15 protein-coding genes and 1 tRNA gene are annotated in these 15559 nt (G+C 47.2%); 11 read left to right on the top strand and 5 right to left on the bottom strand.

Annotated elements, in window-relative coordinates; genetic code table 11:
- The first annotated feature begins 122 nt into the window (after positions 1 to 122).
- The gene (locus tag ACFQ3W_RS20770; protein WP_379321150.1) at positions 123 to 740 is read left to right on the top strand and encodes a carbohydrate ABC transporter permease; all 618 of its coding nucleotides are present in this window, start codon (positions 123 to 125) and stop codon (positions 738 to 740) included.
- A gap of 245 nt (positions 741 to 985) precedes the next feature.
- Here the strand turns inward: ACFQ3W_RS20770 and ACFQ3W_RS20765 are convergent.
- Positions 986 to 1059 (bottom strand) — tRNA-Gly (locus tag ACFQ3W_RS20765).
- An 85-nt stretch (positions 1060 to 1144) separates the two neighbouring features.
- Entirely contained in the window at positions 1145 to 1522 is a 378-nt protein-coding gene (locus ACFQ3W_RS20760; RefSeq protein WP_379321149.1) for a PilZ domain-containing protein, read from the bottom strand.
- Between the two features lie 335 nt (positions 1523 to 1857).
- On the opposite strand from ACFQ3W_RS20760, the gene ACFQ3W_RS20755 reads away from it, so the two are divergent.
- The 4 genes from ACFQ3W_RS20755 to pstA all read left to right on the top strand — a co-directional run bounded on the left by ACFQ3W_RS20755 (position 1858) and on the right by pstA (position 6106).
- Complete coding sequence (locus ACFQ3W_RS20755) at positions 1858 to 3303, top strand: stalk domain-containing protein (protein WP_379321148.1); 1446 nt, start codon at positions 1858 to 1860, stop codon at positions 3301 to 3303.
- A 28-nt stretch (positions 3304 to 3331) separates the two neighbouring features.
- Positions 3332 to 4192 (top strand): phosphate ABC transporter substrate-binding protein, encoded by an 861-nt coding sequence (locus ACFQ3W_RS20750; RefSeq protein ID WP_379321147.1) that lies wholly within the window; start codon positions 3332 to 3334, stop codon positions 4190 to 4192.
- A gap of 151 nt (positions 4193 to 4343) precedes the next feature.
- On the top strand, positions 4344 to 5228 hold the full coding sequence (gene pstC, locus ACFQ3W_RS20745) for a phosphate ABC transporter permease subunit PstC (protein ID WP_379321170.1): 885 nt from the start codon (positions 4344 to 4346) through the stop codon (positions 5226 to 5228).
- The gene (gene pstA, locus ACFQ3W_RS20740; protein ID WP_379321146.1) at positions 5225 to 6106 is read left to right on the top strand and encodes a phosphate ABC transporter permease PstA; all 882 of its coding nucleotides are present in this window, start codon (positions 5225 to 5227) and stop codon (positions 6104 to 6106) included. The genes pstC and pstA overlap by 4 nt, the downstream gene beginning before the upstream one ends.
- Before the next feature lie 470 nt (positions 6107 to 6576).
- On the opposite strand, the gene ACFQ3W_RS20735 is transcribed toward pstA, so the two are convergent.
- Together ACFQ3W_RS20735 and ACFQ3W_RS20730 are read right to left on the bottom strand one after the other, a co-directional pair.
- Positions 6577 to 6726, bottom strand: a complete 150-nt coding sequence (locus ACFQ3W_RS20735) for a hypothetical protein (RefSeq protein WP_379321145.1) — start codon at positions 6724 to 6726, stop codon at positions 6577 to 6579.
- A 3-nt stretch (positions 6727 to 6729) separates the two neighbouring features.
- Positions 6730 to 7311 (bottom strand): thioredoxin family protein, encoded by a 582-nt coding sequence (locus ACFQ3W_RS20730; RefSeq protein WP_379321144.1) that lies wholly within the window; start codon positions 7309 to 7311, stop codon positions 6730 to 6732.
- Positions 7312 to 7819: 508 nt separating this feature from the next.
- Between ACFQ3W_RS20730 and ACFQ3W_RS20725 the strand changes: the two genes are divergently transcribed.
- The 5 genes from ACFQ3W_RS20725 (at position 7820) to nikC (ending at position 13503) form a co-directional block, all read left to right on the top strand.
- Positions 7820 to 8812 (top strand): ABC transporter ATP-binding protein, encoded by a 993-nt coding sequence (locus ACFQ3W_RS20725; RefSeq protein ID WP_379321143.1) that lies wholly within the window; start codon positions 7820 to 7822, stop codon positions 8810 to 8812.
- Positions 8809 to 9807, top strand: coding sequence for an ABC transporter ATP-binding protein (locus ACFQ3W_RS20720; RefSeq protein WP_379321142.1), 999 nt, complete (start codon positions 8809 to 8811; stop codon positions 9805 to 9807). Before ACFQ3W_RS20725 ends, ACFQ3W_RS20720 begins: the two co-directional genes overlap by 4 nt.
- A gap of 81 nt (positions 9808 to 9888) precedes the next feature.
- Positions 9889 to 11547 (top strand): ABC transporter substrate-binding protein, encoded by a 1659-nt coding sequence (locus ACFQ3W_RS20715; protein ID WP_379321141.1) that lies wholly within the window; start codon positions 9889 to 9891, stop codon positions 11545 to 11547.
- A gap of 40 nt (positions 11548 to 11587) precedes the next feature.
- Positions 11588 to 12592: an ABC transporter permease gene (locus ACFQ3W_RS20710; protein ID WP_379321140.1), complete on the top strand. Its 1005-nt coding sequence runs from the start codon at positions 11588 to 11590 to the stop codon at positions 12590 to 12592.
- 11 nt (positions 12593 to 12603) lie between these two features.
- Complete coding sequence (nikC, locus tag ACFQ3W_RS20705) at positions 12604 to 13503, top strand: nickel transporter permease (protein WP_379321139.1); 900 nt, start codon at positions 12604 to 12606, stop codon at positions 13501 to 13503.
- 120 nt (positions 13504 to 13623) lie between these two features.
- Here the strand turns inward: nikC and ACFQ3W_RS20700 are convergent, their stop codons facing one another.
- Positions 13624 to 14307, bottom strand: coding sequence for an O-methyltransferase (locus tag ACFQ3W_RS20700; protein ID WP_379321138.1), 684 nt, complete (start codon positions 14305 to 14307; stop codon positions 13624 to 13626).
- Between the two features lie 130 nt (positions 14308 to 14437).
- On the opposite strand from ACFQ3W_RS20700, the gene ACFQ3W_RS20695 reads away from it, so the two are divergent.
- Positions 14438 to 15334, top strand: coding sequence for a LysR family transcriptional regulator (locus tag ACFQ3W_RS20695; RefSeq protein WP_379321137.1), 897 nt, complete (start codon positions 14438 to 14440; stop codon positions 15332 to 15334).
- The last annotated feature ends 225 nt before the right edge of the window (positions 15335 to 15559 follow it).

Here is a 15559-nt window from a genome sequence, read left to right as displayed (position 1 = left end):
TAAACGGATAAGCCAGTATTATAATAATTAAAGCGCTACCAATAAGAGTGGAAAATTGATAGCGAATAGGGTCCCGATTGTAATTAAGTTCCACTATTTTGAAATGGCGGGGAGAGAAGAAGATGAAGTTGGAAACCGATCCTACCTCGGAGTTTCAAAAATCGATTTCCGTCACATTAATCTATTCATTTGTCAATGTGTTTCTTGTCATCACCTTCTGTCTAGTCATATCGCTGCTGTTAAATCGCAAATTTATAGGTAGAAACTTGCTGCGGGCCGTATTTTTTCTTCCTTCGGTCATTCCGATGCTGGCAACGACAATTGTTTGGCAGATGCTGCTGCAAAACCAGGCAAAAGGCGGTTTGCTCAACTGTTTTTTGCTGAAGCTAGGTTTGACGCCGATCGATTTCTTAAACGACCCGCACAACATTTTCGCCACCTTGTTCATGATGAGCTTATGGACATGCGGCGGGATGATCGTCGTATTTCTGGCAACCTTGCAGGATGTGCCTGGAGAGCTGCTGGAAGCGATTGAGATGGATGGTGGAAATGCGTGGCACAAATTCGCCAAGGTTACCTATCCGACGATTAAACCGGTGTTGTTCTTTCAATTAATCATGTGCATGATGACGTCCATCCAGATATATACACAAAGCGTCGTGTTGTCTCGTAATGGTGCGCCGTACGAGGATATCTCCTTCACACACGGCCCATTCGACACCGTCCTCTTCAATAAATAAATATGTTTCTCCCCAGGTAGATATTTGGCTTTGCCGCAATCGATAAAATAGGGAATGGGTGGTGAAATAAAATGATATATGGGTCCTTCCATATCAGTCCCTCCCGAAGAAACCAGGTGCAAGCTTCGAAATTGTATCAACTCTAATATTTTATAATAAGCTGAGTCCTAAATAAGGCGCTTACCCAAATGGATAACACAAAAAAACCCTTCGGCTTACCGAAGGGTTGTCGTGTTTTATTGATATGGAGCGGGTGAAGGGAATCGAACCCTCGCCTCAAGCTTGGGAAGCTGGCATTCTACCATTGAACTACACCCGCAAAAGCTAAGCAAAAGTAATTATACACCCTGCTTTATTGAAGATCAAGTCAAACCTGCTCGGGTGTTGCTTAAGGACGCCTAAAACTAATTGACGATGATTCGGCGGGAGCCGGCCAGCGTTCTGAGCTCAGCGTTGATCGTTTCCTTCTCGCTGCCGTCGAGCTGAAGAGAGATTCCGTAGTCGAATACATCGGGCTCCACTTCCTTTTGCCAACGAATTTGACCGTTAAAAATATGTAAATCCTCGCTTAATTTCATATGTATGTTTGCTTGAATCGCATGGGAAGATGCGTATAAGTTAAGACCCGTCCGAATTCGGCAGCCCGATTTACTGATATTAATCAAATCTACTTCCGCCAGTTTGCCTTTTAGCGGTACCTGGTCGATTTCTTTGATTTCTAACCAGCAGATCATCGGCGGTGTGATGGAATAGCGGAAAGGTTCTTTTCTTCGAGTCAACATGCTGATAGCCCCCTGAAGTAGGTAAAGTTACTCCGATTATAAATGATTTGCAGGCCATATGGCATGAATCTCTTGTCCCATTTTTTGGGCAAAAGCGATAGTTTTATTAATTGTTAGTTTACAAATGTTAGGGTGCTGCTATATCGAAGTTATGGGATTTTTACAAATGAACAGCAGTTACATACAATATTTAACATTATTTTGGCTTTATATTTTAAGGAGCGGGATTATTTCTGTTAATTTTACAAACTATTACAATCTACGAGAATTGATTTAACAATTGTATACGACAATCAAGACATAGGAACTAATGTCAAAGAAAAAGGGTGAAATGAATGAACAATGGTAAAGTACTAGGGATGCTCCTCGCCTCCGCGATCATAACCTCATCGGTTGCGGTAGGGTCAGCGAGTGCAGCGCCGGCTTCGCAGCCGCGTGCGAAGGCAGCTCCAGTCAAGGCAAGTGTAAGCAAGCTAAAAGTGGTAAACCAAAGCGTGACGATCAACGGCAGTAAATTAACACTGAAATCGGTGGTAGTCAGCAAAGTAACATTGTTTTCCCTTCGCGATTTGGCAAAAGGTTTAGGGGCGTCTATTAAGAAAAACGGTGCGGACCTGGTAGTAGAAGATAATACAGGCATGCACAAGTTGACATTGAAAGTTGGTTCCAAAGGATACCGTGCTGAGGGTTCTCAAGATGGTACTGCAACTCAATTCATCGTGGCTCCACAATCTGTAGAAGGTTCGGTTTACGTAGAGCCGGTTGCAGTAGTCAACGCACTTGGTGGTGAAGTTTCGGAAACAGGAGAAATTAGCAGCACGGCTCGATTATCCGGCCAATTCTCCACTCCTTTCTTCGATGCCAGCGGCAGCGTAATTGTAAGTAAAGATGATGCTGAAACGCCACAGCTCGTTAAGCTGAGTGCAAACGGAAATCATGAAGTGTTTACCAGTAACGAAAATGCTAACAGTGCTGTTCTTTCTCCAGATGGCGCATGGGGTGCTTTCACCGATGAAAATGGTGCTCTGTTCCTCATAAATACTGCGAACGGTACAGTTAAGACGCTGAGTACAGATGGTTCGGTCAAGACCGATTTGGTATGGTCCGCCGACGGTAAGAAGATTTACTTTATTCAAGGCGACAAACAAGAGAAGATCTCCTACATAACCCTTGATACTGGTAAAGTGACCGAAGTATTGGCTGACAAAGTGGAAAATAAATCAGAAGTTCAGGTTTCCGCAGACGAGAAGAAGATCGCATATTTCGTGAATGTTACCGGTAAAGCGGAAACTGATAAAGACAGCACCGAGGATGCCTTGAAGATCGATTATTCCAAAGCAGGAACTCAGGTATTCTCATTGGATCTTTCCGCCAAGGATGCAAAACCGGTTCAACTGACCAAGGAACTTGACAATAAACTGTATCTGTCTCTCCTGTCTGACGGCCGTGTTACTTATGTAAGTGCCGATCCGGATGGCAAGGTCGAGAACAGTATTCTCAAAGTCATTTCCGTAGACGGAACTAAAATTGATAACCTGGTTTCTGACATTGATGTCGTTTCCAGTGAAGTGATTTCCGGGAAACAAATCATTCTCGCCGATACAGCTGACGGAAGCTATAAGTTGATTGAAATTAACGCTACAGGCGCGAAGACAGAATTGTTCAGCACGAAGCTTACGGTGTCGGAATGGGCCGTATCTCCATCCGGAGCAATCGCTCTGATTGCTGACGGCAAAGTCGTGTTAGTACAAGGCGGAAAAAGTTTGGAATTAACCAAATAAATTAAACCCTCGAGAGGAGTAATTCACAATGAAAATTTTTAAAAAGCTTTCTTTGATGACAATCGCATCGGCAGTTCTGTTGTCTACGGCAGTAGCAGGTTCAGCTTTGGCAAAGGACGACTTGAAAGGCAAAATTACGGTAAACGGTTCGACAGCTCTCCTGCCGTTGACACTGCAAGCCTCTAAGGAATTCCAAAAGCTGCACCCTAAAGTGAAGATCGCTGCTTCAGGTAAAGGCTCCGTAACTGGACCGCAAGCGGTTAAGAAAGGAATTGCCGAAATCGGTGCGTGTGACTGGGACGCAAGTACAGATGTGCCTGGATTTAAAAAATTTGACGGTCAAGTCGCAAACAAAGTCGCCGTTATTCCGTTCGCAACGATCGTTAACAAAAACGTTAAAGTGGATAGCCTTACTACGGAACAACTGAAAGGCATCTATTCCGGAAAGATTAAAAACTGGAAAGAAGTCGGCGGCGACGATGAAGATATCGTGGTAATCACTCGTTCCTTCGGTTCCGGTACACGTGTTAACTATCAAGCTAAAGCGCTTGGCGGTGGCGACATCGTGAAGAAGGAGAAAAACTATAAAGAGGTTGGCTCCAGCGGCGATATGAAAACAGCTGTAGGAACTACACCTAACTCCATCGGCTACATCGACCTGACTTACATCAGCGGCGGCGACATAAAAGCTGTGAAGCATGACGGAGTAGAGGCTTCTGTTAGCAATGTTATCAACGGCAAATATAAAATCTGGTCTTACGGCTACTTCATGACCAAAGGGGAGCCAACCGGTGCAACAAAAGCATTTATCGAATACATCCAAAGCAAAAAGTTCCAAGAAGGTTCGCTGGAAAAATTGAAATTCATTCCGATCTCGGCAATGAAATAATCAGCAGCATAGCTTAACGTAATCCGGCCAGCCCCGAAAGCTTGGGGCTGGCCTCTGTATAGGAGGAACTAGGGTGAAAACACCTGTACAAAATGTTGGGATTCAGGCTGGTACTGAGCGAAGTCCGCAAAATCAGCTCTCTAGTCGGAATCTGAAGGGTAGATATTCTCGGGCGCGCTTTGTAAATACACTATTTAAAAATTACTATCTTTTTAGTATTTTGGTGTTATGCTTCGTGCTCGGTTTAGTTGTTTTCTTTATTGGCAAGACAGCTTTTCTTACTTTCAAGGAAGTATCACCAGCAGAATTTTTCTTCTCATTCGACTGGACACCGGAAGAGAACCGTTTCGGAGCGGCCCTGTTTATTGTCAATACGTTGTCCTTAACAGCGCTCACTTTAGTTATTGCCGTTCCAATTTCCGTAGGTATGGCTATCCTTATTGCCGAAATAGCGCCTACATGGCTCAAAAAATTTATCCGTCCGCTGCTTGATTTGCTGGTGGGCATTCCTTCGATTGTTTACGGTTATCTCGGATTAACCGTGTTGCTGCCGCTGCTTAGGGAGGCTAGTGGTGAAGGCTTGGGTGACGGCTTGCTGGCCGCAGCCTTGGTACTGTCAATCATGATCTTGCCAACGATTTGCCGTATTAGCGATGACGCCATTCAAGCGGTACCCAAGAAATACCGCGATGCAGCTTACGCGCTCGGTTCCACCCGTTTGCAAGTCGTGTTTAGAGTGGTGCTGCCTGCAGCCAGTCGCGGCATTATTGCCGCAATCATATTGGGTATGACCCGGGCGATCGGAGAGACGATGGCTGTGGTCATGGTTATCGGGAATACGCCTCAGCTTGCAAAATCTTTATTTGCCTCGGCTTCTGTACTTACGAGTAATATCGTAATGCAAATCTCCAACGTAGAGTTTGACTCTACCTGGAATTACAGCTTGCATATGATGGCTTTCCTGCTGCTCCTTATTTCCTTCATCTTAATTTTGATTATTCGTTTCATCAGCAGAAAAGGGGAGGCTAACTCATGACCGGCTTTAAGTTGTCGCGTAAAAGCACCCGCGCATTGGTGTGGGATCGTATTGCTACCGGTTGCTTTTATGCATTGGGTGCGGTAATCCTGCTGTTTATTTTCTGGCTGCTGTTTACGATCCTTAGCAAGGGCCTGCCCAATATTTCCTGGCAATTTCTCATCAAGCTGCCGGAGGAAATCGATGCCGGTGGCGGTATTGGGCCGATGCTGTTTAACTCGTTTTACGTTCTGTTCCTATCCCTGCTTATTTCGATACCGATCGGGGTAGGTGCGGGGATTTATATGGCGGAATATGCGCCGAAAAACAAATTTACCGAAGTATTGCGGATTTGCGTTGAATCGCTCTCCTCTGTACCGTCGATTGTGTTCGGAATGCTGGGACTTGCAATATTTGCGGAGTATTTTGGAATTGGGCTAACGATACTCGGCGGGGCGGTCAGCCTTGCTTTTCTGAACCTTCCGATGCTCGCGAGGGTAACGGAAGAAGCCGTACGTGCAGTGCCGAACGATTTGCGCAACGGGGCTTATGCACTTGGGACGACCAAACACCAAACGATCCGGACCGTTGTCATTCCTGTGGCTATGCAGGCGATTGTTACCGGGATCTGTCTTGTAGCCGGGCGTGCTTTCGGGGAATCGGCCGTTATCATCTTAACGGCTGGTCTAAGTACGTCGGGAGAAATGTGGGATTTCAATCTATTCTCACCAGGGGAGACGCTGGCCGTTCATTTGTGGTACGTGCAGTCCGAAGCTATCGTGGAAGACGCGAAGCAAATTGCGGATAAGTCGGCAGCGGTGCTGGTTTTTGTGGTGCTATTCATCAATATGATCTTCCGGGTACCGCTTTGGTTTAACAACCGGAAACTAAAACGATAAGTGGGTTGAACAAAAAAGCCGCTGGAACATTGATATGGTCCAGCGGCTTTCTTAACGAATTGAAGCTTATTCTTAAGCAGCACAGGCGCCTGCTCCTCGCGCTCAGTCGTTGTGTAGGAAAAATGGGGTGCGCCAAGACTTACTGTTGACGTAGAACTTACTAAATGTATTTTGTACACTTAAACATCGCCTTGCTCGGAGCTTTTGCCGTTTAGATGCAAAAAGTACAGTTAAAAAGAGTAAAATCCCCCTGCTGAGGTAAATTGCCTCGCTTTAAATGTAGGAAATGCAGTTAAAATCCAAAAATCCACAAATAGCTCGAAAATAGCTGCACAAAATACATTTAGTGAAGTACACCCACTCCACTTTTATACTATACCCGTACCTTGCAGCTTTTCGAATCTCACCGATCTTCAATCCGGTACTCTTTCCATGGAGTAATTCTTAGCCTCTACACATAAAAAGGAGCCTTAACCGCTTGTTCTCCTTTGCAGTACATTTCCATCAAGTCGCAGCCGCTCGCCGTATTGACGTTGAAACTGGACTTCCTCTCCACTTCGTATGGTTTCAAAATCGTTCTCTCCAGTAATGGTAAGAACCTCAAAATCATAGATGCTCATAGGCTACACCAAATCACAGGCGTCCCCTGGCATCCAGTGGGCATCCTTGCCTTCCCATTTTACATTGCACCCAATTGGATTGGTCAAAGGGACCGAAATTGGCTGCTCGGAGGTCAGTTCGCCAAGCGTGCGATCAAGATCGTTAACAGTTATTTTCTCGACATCCCTTGGGCTATCTACCCCGCGTCCCGTGTACACCAGCTTGCGTTCGTGGTCAAACACGTAGAAATGCGGTGTCCGCAGTGCTCCGTATGCTTTGGCCGTTTCTTGGGTCTCGTCACGAAGATAAACCCAGGGGAAATGATGCTCTTCCATTCGCTTCACCATATTTTCAAAAGAGTCCTCGGCGTAAGTATTTTCACTGTTGGAGTTGATGCCAACAAAGGCCACGCCTTTATCCTTGAATTTCTCGACCGTTTGCCGGGTTACTTCATCCGAACCGATGACATACGGGCAATGGTTGCAGGTAAAGAAAATGACAAGGTACGGCGAGGCACTAAAGCTATCCAGCGAATACGTTTTTCCGTCTGTGGCGGGGAGTTGAAAATCCGGAGCCTGCGCTCCAATAGACAAAGTAAAATTCATTTTTTTGTTCACCTCAAAGTTTTGTTTAGCGTTACACCTTCGAACTGCTTCGGACAAAACTCACTTCGAAAGCGTGGGCTAAGTTTTGTTTAGCGTTACGTGTTAGCTTAATTGTACCTTATTTATGCAAGGTATCCTAATTTCATATCATAAAACTAGTAAATCTATCATAAACATAACATAATAAAATTTTGTATTGTAAAATAAACCCATATACTGTAAAGTTACTAATCAAATGAAATATATTATAAAATATAGCGTCAGAAAATGTGACATATAATTTAACCGTATTTATGAATTTGTCGTTTTTTGTTGAGAATGAATCGTCCTAACAAAAGCTATATGTTTGCTACACTCGCACTTTATCGCTTTACATTAATAACAGTTACCCTCGCCTAGTAAAAGTTTTAAGTGAACTTACCCATACCTTTCTACCTTCCAGCTTCAGCTAACCGTTTATATAATACTGCGTTTATATCCCACTTTTTGATGAAGAGAGGCTGTGCTTATGGTTCAACCCATTTTGCAAATCGAGGATTTGCATACTCATTTTTTTACGGATCGTGGGGAGATTCCTGCGGTAGATGGAGTGAATTTGTATGTAAAGCCAGGGGAAGTGCTTGGTGTGGTCGGGGAATCGGGATGCGGCAAGAGCGTAACTTCGTTATCGATCTTAAAGCTTATTCCGCAGCCTCCAGGGAAAATCGTAGGCGGGAGAATTTTTTTCAAAGGAAACGATATTGTCCCTCTGAAGGAACGTGAAATGCGCTATATTCGCGGCAATTCGATCTCTATGATTTTTCAGGAGCCGATGACCTCGCTTAACCCTCTTTTTACGGTTGGACAGCAAATCGGGGAAACAGTTCGGGTGCACCGGGGACTCAGTAGGAAAGAAGCGCGCGAGCATACCGTAGAAATGCTGATCAAGGTAGGTATTCCTAGGCCCGAAGCGGTTATCGATGAGTATCCCCATCAGTTGTCTGGCGGAATGCGCCAGCGGGTGATGATTGCGATGGCCATATCGTGCAGCCCGGAGCTGCTCATTGCGGATGAACCGACAACGGCGCTTGACGTAACGATTCAGGCACAGATTCTTGATTTGATCCGCCGCTTGAACGAAGAGAACGGGACAGCCGTCATGCTGATCACGCATGATCTTGGAGTTGTCGCGGAGATGTGCCACAGAGTAGCGGTTATGTATGCAGGCAGGGTTGTTGAGGAAGGCCGTGTTCGTGATATTTTCAAAAATCCGCTGCACCCGTATACCCAAGGGTTGATCCAGTCTGTACCGCAAATGAATGAGCAGCGAAAGCGATTGTTCTCGATCCCTGGCAACGTGCCTATTTTGAGTACACAGATGAAGGGCTGCCGCTTCGCCGAGCGCTGTCCACATATGATGCCGTTATGTCTGGAACAGATTCCGCGGCTTGAAGAGCATGAAGCTGCTCACAGCTGCCGCTGTTGGCTGTATCAAACTCCGCAGGAGGAAGTGGCCCAATGAGTGAACCCTTGTTGGAAGTAGAGCATTTGAAGAAATATTACCCGATCGAAAAAGTGTGGCTAGGCGGGTCTTCCAAGCAATTTGTGAAGGCGGTAGACGATGTTTCGTTTTCAGTACGGAAGGGTGAGACATTTGGTTTGGTTGGAGAAAGCGGCTGTGGCAAGTCTACTACGGGGCGCTCGCTGCTTAGATTAATCGAACCGACAGAAGGACGAGTTGTTTTCGACGGACAGGATATTATGTCATTGTCGCCAGAGGAGCTGCGCCGAAAGCGGAAAGATATGCAGATTGTATTTCAGGACCCGTTCTCCTCGCTCGATCCTCGCCATACCGTCCAACGCATTTTGGAGGAGCCGCTTATTGTGCATGGGGTGGGGAGCAGGAAGGATCGGCAACAAATGATTCGTCAGTTGATTGATGTTGTCGGCTTGTCGCAAAGCCATCTTCATCGATATCCCCACCAATTTTCCGGCGGGCAGCGGCAGCGGATCGGTATTGCCAGGGCCTTATCTCTGAAGCCGAAGCTAATCATCGCCGATGAGCCCGTTTCGGCACTGGATGTTTCGATTCAGTCACAGGTTGTCAATTTGCTGCAGGATCTTCAGGAGGAATTCGGCCTTACATATATTTTTATCGCTCATGATCTTAGTGTAGTTAAGCATATTTGCGACAGAGTGGCCGTGATGTATCTCGGGAGGATTGTCGAGATCGCTGAAAAAAACAAGCTGTTCTCCTCGCCGCAGCACCCTTATACCCAAGCGCTTCTATCTGCAGTACCGCAACCAGACCCGGATATAAAAGCAGAGCGGATTATTTTACAGGGGGAGGTCCCCAGTCCTGCGAATGCCCCGATTGGCTGCGCATTTCATACACGCTGTCCGAAGGTCATGGACATCTGTCGAACTAACCGTCCTGAGCTTGTGGAAACGGAGGATGGTCATCAAACCGCATGCCTTCTGTACTCTAAAGAGCCGCCTGCCGGAAATGCGGTATAAGAGCTTTGGTTTATAGTCGGGCTTTAGGGTCCGGCTTTAAATAAACAAGACTAGTTAAAAAAGAAAGAAGGGAGCTATAGGATGAAAAAAAGGTGGAGTGGTGTCATTTTAGCTTTGACGCTTAGCATGGCGGTTGCTCTAAGCGGGTGCGGCGGTAGCAATAGCGGCAGTAAGGGGGCGGAAGACAAGGGTACGGAAGGAAAGGCGGAAACAAGCTCCCCTAAGCAATCCACACAGGATACATTAATCGTGGGACGTGGTGGAGATTCCGCTTCACTGGATGGTGCGATTGTCACAGATGGTGAATCGCTCAAGATTGCCCACCAGGTATTTGATTCATTGCTGGAGTACAAGGAAGGTACAACGGAAGTCCAAGGCTCGCTCGCCGAGAGCTGGCAGGTTTCAGATAATGGCTTGAAATATACGTTTAAGCTTCGTCAAGGCGTGAAGTTTCATGACGGTACCGATTTTAATGCTGATGCGGTTGTGTTTAACTTCACCCGTTGGTCCGATCCAAAAAGTGAATATAAGTTTGAAGGGGACTCCTTTGACTATTTCGATTCCATGTTCGGTCCGGACGGCAAACGGGTCATCAAGGAAGTTAAGGCGGTTGATCCATACACTGTGGAATTTACGTTGAATCAGCCGCAGGCCCCATTCCTGCAAAACCTGGCTATGACGTCCTTCGGAATTGCTAGTCCGACAGCCATTAAGGAGAAAAAGGAAAACTTCAAGAACGAGCCGGTCGGAACAGGGCCGTTCGTTTTCAAAGAATGGAAGCGCAACGATTCCATTACGTTGGAGAAAAATGCGACCTATTGGAAGGAGGGGCTTCCAAAGCTGAACAAAGTAATTGTTCGCTCTATCCCCGACAACTCCGCGCGCTTTAATGCGCTGCAAAACGGAGAAATCGATCTGATGGAGGATTTGAGCCCGGATGATTTAGCTACGCTTGAGAGCAACTCGAATTTGCAAAAAATCGAACGTCCGGCCAATAACGTTGGCTACGTTGGCTTCAACCTGAAGAAAAAGCCGCTGGACAATGTCAAAGTAAGACAAGCGCTGAATCATGCTGTGAACAAACAGGCTATTATTGATGCTTTCTTCGCGGGTCAGGCAGAACCGGCTGTAAACCCGTTGCCATCCTCCTTATGGGGGTATAACGACACTGTGAAGGATTACGAATATGACTTGGAAAAAGCAAAGCAACTGCTTGCCGAAGCAGGTTATCCAAACGGACTTCCGAACGAGCTGACGTTTTATGCGATGCCTGTATCCCGGCCATACATGCCGGATGGCAAGAAAGTAGCTGAGGTCATCCAGGCCGATTTTGAAAAGATAGGAGTTAAGGTGAAAATTGAATCCCCGGAATGGGCAACGTATCTGGATGATGCGCAGGCTGGTGAGAAAGACGACATTTTCATGCTGGGATGGACGGGGGATAACGGCGACCCTGACAACTTCCTGTATACGTTGTTGGACAAAGACGCCATTCCATCCAATAACTACAGTTATTACGCGAATGATAAGCTTCACGAATTGTTGATCGCTGCGCAAAAAGAAACGGATCAAGCCAAGCGAGCCGAGCTTTATAAACAAGCTCAAGAAATTATCAAGGCTGACGCACCTTGGATTCCGCTCGTGCACACAACGCCGCTTCTTGCAGCCAAAGCGAACCTGAAGGGATATGTTCCGGCCCCCACGGGTACGGAGTATTACAGCAACATATATTTTGAATAGCGGCCTTATCCTCATGCGCCCAGGTAGGTGAACCAGCAATATGAAAGCCTATGTTTTGAAGCGATTAATTATCATGGTTCCCGTTCTAATCGGAATGACGATCATCGTGTTCTCCATTATCCACGCGATCCCCGGTGATCCGGCAGAGACCATATTGGGGCAAAAAGCAACGGAGCAATCCAAGGAGGCGCTTAGAGAGCAGCTCGGTTTGAATAATCCTTGGTATCAGCAATATTTCACGTATGTGGGGGATTTGCTAAAAGGCGATCTGGGGCAGTCGATTCGTACAAAGTTGCCCATTGTCCAAGAGATAACCCCTTATTTAGCGGCTACTGCCGAACTGACCTTTGCAGCTATGCTGTTTGCAGTGTTTTTTGGAGTCAATGCCGGCATTATCAGTGCCTGGAAGCAAAATTCCTGGTTCGATTACGTTTGCATGCTGGTGGCGCTCATTGGGGTGTCCATGCCGATTTTTTGGCTGGGCTTAATGGAACAATTGATTTTCTCGTTGAAGCTGCACTTACTGCCTTCGATTGGTCGAATGAATCAGCGTGATCCGGTGGAAGCTGTTACGAACCTTTATTTGCTGGACAGCATGCTCGCCGGACGCTGGGACCAACTTTGGACCGTCTGCAAACATTTGATTCTCCCCAGCATTGCGCTTGGTACGATTCCAATGGCGGTTATTGCCCGAATGACAAGGTCGAGCATGCTGGAGGTTATGGGTTCGGATTTTGTCCGTACAGCTAAGGCCAAAGGCTTATCACAATTTTTTGTCGTGTATAAACACGCGCTCAAAAATGCGTTCATTCCCGTGCTTACGGTCATCGGCCTTCAAACGGGAGCATTGCTCGGAGGGGCGGTTCTGACGGAAACGATTTTTGCCTGGCCGGGTGTGGGGCGATACATTTATGAAGCAATTAGTTCACGAGATTACCCTGTCATTCAGTCGGGTATTCTCATTATTGCCTTTATTTTTGTCACGATAAATCTGATTGTGGATTTGCTGTACGCGGCGATTGATCCACGCATTCGCTATCGGTAAGGAGGGAAGCCATGGTTCAAATCACAGCAAATATGAATGAAACACCTGTCGCAATTACAGAGAAGGTTTCCGGACCTTGGCGAGATGCGTGGAGAGCCTTTCGTAAAAATAAAATCGCCATGGCCGGGCTGATCATGATCTTGTTTTTCATCCTGATCGCTTTACTGGCACCTGTTCTGGCGCCCTATGATTATAAAGATCAACAATTGGCCGACCGGTTAAAGCCTCCATCCTCGGAGCATTGGTTTGGAACGGACGATTTAGGACGCGATCTGTTCTCCCGGGTGCTGTACGGGGCCCGGATCTCACTTTGGGTCGGAACGTTTTCGGTGCTTGGTTCCATTGTTTTGGGTACGGCTCTGGGGATCTTGGCCGGCTTCTACGGCAAATGGATCGATATGCTGATCTCACGGCTGTTCGACATATTGCTGGCATTTCCCAGCATCCTGCTGGCGATTGCGATAGTTGCCATTCTCGGCCCATCGCTGCAAAACGCGCTATATGCGATAGCAATTGTGAACATTCCAACCTATGGCCGTCTGGTACGAGCGAAAGTGCTAAGTCTTAAAAATGAGGAGTACATCACGGCCGCAAGGGCGATTGGCATGAAAAATAGCGGGATTTTACTGCGGCATATTTTGCCGAACAGCTTAACGCCGATCATTGTGCAGGGGACATTGGGCATTGCGACCGCTATTATTGAAGCGGCTTCTCTCGGTTTTCTAGGGCTTGGTGCTCAACCTCCGGCACCGGAGTGGGGGAAAATGTTGTCCGATTCACGCCAATTCATCGCTACGGCGCCATGGACGGTGCTGTTTCCTGGCTTGTGCATCCTGCTCACCTCGCTCGGCTTCAATCTGATGGGCGATGGCCTGCGCGATGCGTTCGATCCCAAGATGAAAAATCGCTAAGAGCGAACTAGGTGCGGTCATTCTACCGGCCTCCGGCTTAAAACGAGGAAGCAGCAAGGTTATAAGCAAGCAGTACCGAGTGGATCGGTGCTGCTTTTTTGCGCTTTACGGAGCGCCAGCTCATCCGTTAACGATTCCGATCATGAACCCGTCATAGCCCTTGCTTCCTACCGTCTGGAGGGCCGTGGCACTTACACGCGGCTCGTTCCGCAGCTGATCATAAAATGAACGCACGCCCTGGATTCGGGGATCACTGCTAAGATGATCGATAATCTCGCCCTCCCGCACGACATTGTCACCGACGATCACAGTACCCGGACGGGAGAAGTGCAGCGCCCAATTTAGATAATGAGGATTGTTCGGTTTGTCGGCATCGATGAAAATGAGATCAAAGGGAGCGTACAGCTCTTGATTCATGTGTGCAAGCTGCTCCAGCGCATCGCCTGTACGGATGGTGATCCGCTCCTCTAAGCCAGCCAGTTTGAAATTGCGAGCGGCTGTTTCGGCATGATGAGGACTTACTTCCAGTGTGACAATATGCCCATCCTCAGGCAGAGCTCGCGCCATCCAGATCGTGCTGTATCCGCCTAATGTTCCGATCTCCAGCACATGCTTTGCTCCGCATAGCTGCACGAGGAGATGGAGGAATTTTCCTTGTGTTGGCGTGACATCGAACGGCGGCAGACCGGCAGCGTGATTGTTCTTTAAGACATTCTCCATGAGCGAGTCCGGGCCGATGAGCTGCTGTTCCAGGTAGCGATCGACTTCATTCCATCTGAGTTGAACCGGGTTTGTTTCGTTCATTGCTCTTCACTCCTTCTGAATGTTTGTTCACAATCAGCATAACTTTATTTTTTTAATAAATATAATATATTGTTTTATAGTATCCATAATTTTAGTATATGAGTCGATGAATGCGAGGGAGGAATATAGGATGAATCTACACGCGCTTCGTCTGTTCTACACGATTGCCCGGACGCGCAGTGTCACTCAGGCGTCGGAGCAGCTTCGCATCAGTCAGCCGGCGATCACGGTGCAGGTGAAGAAGCTTGAGAAGGAATTGGGTATTCGCTTGCTGCGGCCGCTTGGCCGGGGAATTACGCTAACCGATGCGGGAGAGGAGATCGCCAGAATGGCCCATCGTTTGTTTGGGCTTGAGCAGCAGATTGAGCGGTTTTGCGGGCGGGTTCAGGAAGGTGAGATTGGACAGATTTCGCTGGCAGCGACTTATTTGCCTGCACATATTTTGCTGCCGAACTGGCTGTCCCGCTTCAAGAAACAGTATGAGGAAGTAGAACTTGTGATTCACACGACTAATTCGAAGGAAGCGCTGCGTTTGCTGACCGAGATGGAGGTGGATGCAGCTATTTATGGAGGCGTTCCGGAGCGTATGCCGGAAGGCGTGCAGATGGAGGAGCTTTTTCGGGATGAGTTGTGGTTTGTGGTTGCGCCTGGGCATCCTTATGCCAATCAGCATATCTCACTGGTAACCATGATGCAGGAGCCCTTTGTGATGCGTGAGGTCGGCAGTTCGACGCGTGAACGGTTGCTGTCGCTATGCCGTACCCACAATCTCCCGGCTCCGCGTATCGCGCTGCAGTTTAACGGGCTGCATGAAGCGATTCAGGCGGTCATTGCCGGATATGGAGCCAACTTCGTATCATCGTTGATCGTGCGCGATGAGGTCCAGCGAGGGCGACTTTGTCGGGTATATGTGGATGAGGTTGAGCTGTTCAACACGATTGCTGTATGGACAAGAGCAGAAGATCCATTGCCGATGGGGGCCAGGAATTTTTTGGAGATGATTCGTTCGTTCAAGCCATATGGGTAAAATGATAGATTGGACTTTCGAGATGGTTTAGATTTCAGAATGATAATGGTCATCGATAAAGCTGTCGGGAGATTTTTGGCAGGTTTTTTAACATGAAAATGCATTTCAAAGGGCGGATGAGCTGTTGGACGTGAAAAAAAGATAATTAATGTTAACTATTGTCACATATGGGGCGTTTACAGTTATAATCTATAGTATAAGATATAAAAAGCGATGGGAACTGGA

Origin of the sequence: Paenibacillus puldeungensis, assembly GCF_042678945.1 — a bacterium.
GTDB lineage: Bacteria > Bacillota > Bacilli > Paenibacillales > Paenibacillaceae > Fontibacillus > Fontibacillus puldeungensis.
This window is presented reverse-complemented; position numbering and strand designations above follow the sequence as displayed.

Coding starts and splice junctions, on each gene's coding strand:
- ACFQ3W_RS20770 (WP_379321150.1), top strand. CDS start 123: ATGAAGTTGGAAACCGATCCTACCTCGGAGTTTCAAAAATCGATTTCC.
- ACFQ3W_RS20760 (WP_379321149.1), bottom strand. CDS start 1,522: ATGTTGACTCGAAGAAAAGAACCTTTCCGCTATTCCATCACACCGCCG.
- ACFQ3W_RS20755 (WP_379321148.1), top strand. CDS start 1,858: ATGAACAATGGTAAAGTACTAGGGATGCTCCTCGCCTCCGCGATCATA.
- ACFQ3W_RS20750 (WP_379321147.1), top strand. CDS start 3,332: ATGAAAATTTTTAAAAAGCTTTCTTTGATGACAATCGCATCGGCAGTT.
- pstA (WP_379321146.1), top strand. CDS start 5,225: ATGACCGGCTTTAAGTTGTCGCGTAAAAGCACCCGCGCATTGGTGTGG.
- ACFQ3W_RS20735 (WP_379321145.1), bottom strand. CDS start 6,726: ATGAGCATCTATGATTTTGAGGTTCTTACCATTACTGGAGAGAACGAT.
- ACFQ3W_RS20730 (WP_379321144.1), bottom strand. CDS start 7,311: ATGAATTTTACTTTGTCTATTGGAGCGCAGGCTCCGGATTTTCAACTC.
- ACFQ3W_RS20725 (WP_379321143.1), top strand. CDS start 7,820: ATGGTTCAACCCATTTTGCAAATCGAGGATTTGCATACTCATTTTTTT.
- ACFQ3W_RS20720 (WP_379321142.1), top strand. CDS start 8,809: ATGAGTGAACCCTTGTTGGAAGTAGAGCATTTGAAGAAATATTACCCG.
- ACFQ3W_RS20715 (WP_379321141.1), top strand. CDS start 9,889: ATGAAAAAAAGGTGGAGTGGTGTCATTTTAGCTTTGACGCTTAGCATG.
- ACFQ3W_RS20710 (WP_379321140.1), top strand. CDS start 11,588: ATGAAAGCCTATGTTTTGAAGCGATTAATTATCATGGTTCCCGTTCTA.
- nikC (WP_379321139.1), top strand. CDS start 12,604: ATGGTTCAAATCACAGCAAATATGAATGAAACACCTGTCGCAATTACA.
- ACFQ3W_RS20700 (WP_379321138.1), bottom strand. CDS start 14,307: ATGAACGAAACAAACCCGGTTCAACTCAGATGGAATGAAGTCGATCGC.
- ACFQ3W_RS20695 (WP_379321137.1), top strand. CDS start 14,438: ATGAATCTACACGCGCTTCGTCTGTTCTACACGATTGCCCGGACGCGC.